General features: G+C 52.8%; 8 protein-coding genes. 2 read left to right on the forward strand and 6 right to left on the reverse strand.

The window, feature by feature from the left end:
- The coding region (locus WA070_RS05180; RefSeq protein WP_422633077.1) for a PRTRC system protein E at positions 1-221 on the reverse strand (221 nt) is incomplete at its 3' end.
- On the opposite strand from WA070_RS05180, the gene WA070_RS05185 reads away from it, so the two are divergent.
- Positions 204-464 (forward strand): hypothetical protein, encoded by a 261-nt coding sequence (locus WA070_RS05185; RefSeq protein WP_422633078.1) that lies wholly within the window; start codon positions 204-206, stop codon positions 462-464. The two genes, WA070_RS05180 and WA070_RS05185, sit on opposite strands and share 18 nt — an antisense overlap.
- Before the next feature lie 215 nt (positions 465-679).
- Here WA070_RS05185 and istB read toward each other — a convergent pair whose 3' ends face one another.
- Genes istB through WA070_RS05205 form a run of 4 tightly spaced genes read right to left on the reverse strand, consistent with a single transcriptional unit; the run spans position 680 to position 3,757 of the window.
- Complete coding sequence (istB, locus tag WA070_RS05190) at positions 680-1,468, reverse strand: IS21-like element helper ATPase IstB (RefSeq protein WP_422633079.1); 789 nt, start codon at positions 1,466-1,468, stop codon at positions 680-682.
- Positions 1,443-2,930: an IS21 family transposase gene (gene istA, locus WA070_RS05195; protein WP_422633080.1), complete on the reverse strand. Its 1,488-nt coding sequence runs from the start codon at positions 2,928-2,930 to the stop codon at positions 1,443-1,445. The genes istB and istA overlap by 26 nt, the downstream gene beginning before the upstream one ends.
- A complete protein-coding gene (locus WA070_RS05200; RefSeq protein WP_422633081.1) occupies positions 2,917-3,384 on the reverse strand; it encodes a hypothetical protein in 468 nt (155 codons plus the stop codon). The genes istA and WA070_RS05200 overlap by 14 nt, the downstream gene beginning before the upstream one ends.
- Positions 3,323-3,757 carry a hypothetical protein gene (locus WA070_RS05205; RefSeq protein WP_422633082.1) on the reverse strand — a complete coding sequence of 145 codons (435 nt, stop codon included), beginning with the start codon at positions 3,755-3,757 and terminating at the stop codon, positions 3,323-3,325. Before WA070_RS05205 ends, WA070_RS05200 begins: the two co-directional genes overlap by 62 nt.
- 47 nt (positions 3,758-3,804) lie before the next feature.
- Between WA070_RS05205 and WA070_RS05210 the strand changes: the two genes are divergently transcribed.
- A complete protein-coding gene (locus WA070_RS05210) occupies positions 3,805-4,014 on the forward strand; it encodes a hypothetical protein (protein WP_422633083.1) in 210 nt (69 codons plus the stop codon).
- Between the two features lie 83 nt (positions 4,015-4,097).
- Here WA070_RS05210 and WA070_RS05215 read toward each other — a convergent pair whose 3' ends face one another.
- Positions 4,098-4,259, reverse strand: a complete 162-nt coding sequence (locus tag WA070_RS05215) for a hypothetical protein (protein ID WP_422633084.1) — start codon at positions 4,257-4,259, stop codon at positions 4,098-4,100.
- Between the last annotated feature and the right edge of the window lie 48 nt (positions 4,260-4,307).

Below are 4,307 nucleotides of genomic sequence, written 5' to 3' on the forward strand. Positions count from 1 at the left end.
GACAAGTTTTGACGCTTGTTCGCATAGCTGGTCAAGATGCCAGCGAATCCCTCATCCAGCTCAGCGGCAGTGCCGGTGAGTGTCAGCGGGGTATCGAGGGTATTGCCTTCTTTTCCGCCTTTCGGGATGACAGTCACCGTAATGGTGCCATCCGTGTTTGCGGCCAAAGAGACAGTCAAGCTAGCCAAGGTGGCCAGCAAAATTTGAAGTTCAGTAAACATGGTAATTCTCCTTTTTGGAAAAACAAAAAAGGGACACCATGCCCTTGCGGGGAAGTGTCCCCGGTTGGGTTGTTAAGCAGTGAACTGCAAAGCCTTTGGAATCTTGCCTTCGTAAACGAAGCCTTTGACCGCCAGGAGTGCTTTAATCATCTCGTCCTTTTTTCCGCCGATTGCTTTAGCGTATTTCTCGCCAAGCGCGGCCCTCAGTCCGAGTTCTTCCGCAATGTGTGGGCGGCGGCGTGAATATGCCTTGAATTCGGCGACTTGAAAGTGCCATTGGTAATTTAATTATTTCCCCAATTTTCCTGCGCATGAGTGGGACGCACTGCGGTGATGGCAGCGAAAGGTTTCATGGCTAGGCATCAGACGATTGATATGAGCCGTACCGATGCAGGTGATCAGGCGTACTTCTCGATGGAGCAAACAATTTGAGCCATCTTGATGGCGTGTGTTGGCTGCTAAACTTTCAAATTATCGATCTGGTCTTTCATACGATAGCTTTTTCCTTCGATAAGAACCGTTTCTGCGTGGTGCAGGAGCCTATCGAGCAGTGCCGATGCCAGCACGCCGTCATTATTGAAGATTTCCGCCCAGTGTTTAAACGCGCGATTTGATGTAATGAGGGTGGAGCTGCGCTCATATCGAGCACTGATGATCTGGAAGAGACAGTCTGCACCGAATTTATCGATGGGAAGGTAGCCCAGTTCATCGATGACCAGGAGCTCGGGCTTCAGATATTTGTTCATTTCACGCTTGATACCGCCGGATGCCTGAGCGGCGGCGAGTGAGTTGATGATGTTGATCGCCGTGGTAAACAACGCCGAATGTCCCTGCAAGCAGGCGGTATGCGCAAGCGCCGTTGCGAAGTGGCTCTTGCCAAGCCCCACGTTGCCAATAAAAATGATGTTGCCCTTTTCCTTCAGGAAATCGAGGCGAAACAGATGGCGAATTTGCATCTGGTTAATGCTGGCAGGCCAACTCCATTCAAATTGTTCCAGTGTTTTTAGCACGGGCAAACGAGCTGCTGCAATGCGCCGCTCGGTGCTGCGATCATCTCGGCGGCAGCTCTCGCCATCGATCAATTTCGCCAGGTAGTCAACATGAGCAGATTGTTCCAGCGCCGCCTTCTGCCCCAATACTTCAAAGTTTTGTTCCACGTAGGTCATATGCAGGGACACCAGCTGCGCGCGCAGTCGCTCCGTGTCTGACGCGCCGTTTACCTCATTTTTGACCGTTTTTGTTTTCATGATGGGTTGCCTCGTAGAGTGAGAGATCGGGGGTGGCAAGTTCAAGATCCAATAGATCCTGGCGCCGGGTTAATTGCAATGGACTGGCTTCTGGCAGTGTCCGCGCACGGGCTTCGAGCAGATTGGTGATGTATTCGCAGCTGAAGGCATCGAAGGCCAGCGCATCTTCGATTGCACGTCCCGTCGCCTGATCGCCGTAAATCTCAGCCAGCGCATTAATCTTGGCAACGTGATTGCGCCAGTTGAGCCGTTTGGCCAGCAAACCCGCGTGATACGCTGATGCCTTGGGTGTCAGTGTCAGAAAGCGCAACAGTAAGCGCTGTTGATTGGCGTTCTGGCGCTGCGCGATCAGCGCCTTGGGATGTTCGGGGTCTTCGATGTCCTGGTGGCGGTCATAGCTGCGCTCATGCCGCGCAATCAGTTGTTCAGCGTAGTAAATGCAGACCCGATCCGGATACGCTTTTACGATGACCCGGCTACCTACGTAATGCATCGGAACCGAATAATGATTCGAATCAAACGCGACGCGAAACTGCTTGTTCACGCGCACCGTGCTGATACGGCCAATATCGTAAGTGGCGGGATTGAGCGGCAGTAAATACGCCTTCTCTTGCTCGAACATCTCTATCGGCCGTTGCCGGGTCTCGCTGTGAAGGCGTACATTGGCCACCGTCTCCAGCCACAGCTGCGCGGCTGGATTGATCGCGCTGAAATCCGCCAAGTCCAAACCGTTCAGGAAGTTCTTTTTGACATAGCCAACGCCGTTTTCTACGCGCCCCTTTTCATTCCCTTTCGCCACGTTGCAGGCCGAAATGGCAAAGCCGCAGTGGCGTGCATAATCAAGATAGCGGGCGTTAAATACCGGCGCACAACCGGCCAGATGCTCAATGACGCCGGTCTTCAGGTTGTCAATCATGATCCGTGTGGGCACCGCATTAAACGCCGCAAATGCCCGCTCGTGCGCAGCTAGAAAGTGCTCCATTGTTTGTGCGACAGTGAACTCCAGATACATGCGGCGGCTATAGCAAAGCACCATCACGAAGAAACTTAGCTTTCTGCGCGTGCCACCCACCCCGATCGTGCCATACTCACCCCAGTCCACTTGCGCAGCTTCTCCCGGTGCGAACGAGAGCTTGAGGAATGCAGCATGCTGCCGGGGCCGTATCAGGCGCACATACTCCTTGACCGTCGTGTAGCCACCCTTATAACCCGCCTCACGCAGACGCTGAAACACTTGCTGCGCACTGAACGGATGCGTGTCGAGCAGACGGGTTACTTGCCCTTTGAATGCGTCAAGAACACTACTGCGAACCACATTTTTACGGGTTTCGTAGTGCAACAAGTCAGCCCAACTCGACACGGTTCGCGGGTGCAAATTCAGTGCGGTTGCGATCTGGGACAGCGACATGTGTTGGCGATCGAGGCAATCCCGAATCTTGCACCAGGTTTCATAGGAAATCATGTCGTCCTCCCAAGCGCCGCGTGAAGTACGGCCAGATGTTCATTGACCGCAGTGCCTGCCGCCACCGCTCGCCCTGAGCTGATGATGCGCACCGCTCAGCAGCCTCATGCCTTGGTGCCGGTATTTGCGCCGGTGTAGGTGGCAATGGCGCGCCCAGCGCCAATAATTGATACAGCCCACGGGCGTAGACCAGCAACCCCACACGAATGAGATCGTCGCGTGCACGCCTTAGTCGGCTCTCATCAATCGATAAGCGCCGCGCCGTCGACGCGTCACCATACCAACTCAGGCCTTGTGCATCGGACACCGTGACCAGAAATAGGTAAAGTGCTGCGGCATACACGTCCAAATTGTCGAGATACCTATCCCGCACCAGGCGCTGATCCACCCAACTAAATTGGGCAGGCACCTGCCGCATGCGCTCTGAACAAATGATCTGTTTTGAGGAATTCATCGGGCTTCCTTCCGTTTGCAATGTCTTCGCCTAATTTTTGCAGGGAACGGGTGGTATTGGCGATGTCATCTTGTAACGTGAGGTTAAAGAAATGAGAGATTAAACCAACAAAAACAAATGGTTGCGTGATGATGAAATCTTGTAACGCAGGCAGAACGGGCAAAACAGAGATCTCGGAAGATTCCGGCAATATGAGTAATTCTTGCGTTGATTCAGGTGGTTGCAGATTGTAGAGATCTTGTAACGCAGCCGCGCGTGCCGCTCGCTTGTCCTTTTGCCGTACGCGGTACTCAGGATGCGCCTTCTGCCATTCGCTCACCCGCGCCACCGCTTCGGCACCGCTGTGGTAATTCCTGTTCTCTGGCTTGGTCATCCACACGCGCTGGCTCGCCGCCTTTGATGCCTTTCGACAGGCCGGTGATGAGCAGTATTTCTGGTGGTGAGCATTGCGACGGTCAGCCTCGAAAGAAGCCTTGCAGCATAAGCATTGGCGGCTCTTGGCGGGTTTCATTGAGCGGTCCTCCTGAACCCCATAATGCGCCGCAATTGCAGGTGAAAAAAATCATAAAACAGAATTTAAAGAAGAAAAATACGAAGGGAAAAAGCGAAGAAGAAACAGATTTGATATGAAAATCAGGAAGAAAATACAGAAGAAAATCACAAACAAAAAGACGAAGAAAAGGCACTTTCAAGTCGCCGGATTCTAAGCACTTTTAAAACGCCGCCCACAAGTGCCCGTAGATAAACAATCGAGAGGGCGAAATTCCGCGCTGCCCCACCAGATAATTCCAGGCCGATTCGGCATCCTCATAGACCTTGTTCTCGTTAGGCGCCCCGCCCGTGCTGTTGCCGTAAGGTGATTTATTGAAAATCATATCCCGATTTATGACAAAATACACCTACGATATTCCTCAGAGTTGAGC

The sequence above is a fragment of the Sphingobium sp. genome (genome assembly GCF_049304695.1).
GTDB lineage: Bacteria > Pseudomonadota > Alphaproteobacteria > Sphingomonadales > Sphingomonadaceae > Sphingobium.